This is a genomic window from Phormidium sp. CCY1219 (assembly GCF_055795085.1).
The window spans coordinates 1-296 of record NZ_JAYFEQ010000908.1 but is presented as its reverse complement, the minus strand read 5'-3'; the positions used below and the strand labels follow the sequence as shown (position 1 = coordinate 296).

The window sequence follows — 296 nt, the reverse complement described above, 5'->3', positions numbered from 1 at the left end:
AACTGAAACATTGCTAAGTCGTAAAGCGAGCTGTATTCCGCAATGCGATCGCCCAATTCCCGAAAAATCTCTAACCGTCGCTGGTAAGAGGCAATAACCTGTTCATCCTGTTTCAACTCCCGATACAAATTAATCAGATATTCCAATCCCGATAAAGCCCATTCTGTGACGTTCAATTTCCGATACAACTCAACCGCTTGCTCATACCAGGAAATTGCCGTTTCTGGCTGCTTTAAATTCCCATAGCATCGCCCCAACATATACCGAGAATTGGCAATTTTATAAATTTTTCCAGT

1 protein-coding gene is annotated in these 296 nt (G+C 42.2%); it reads right to left on the bottom strand.

The features are described from left to right. On the bottom strand, positions 1-296 hold a 296-nt coding region (locus AC0QH1_RS29905), incomplete at both ends, for a tetratricopeptide repeat protein (protein ID WP_324635096.1).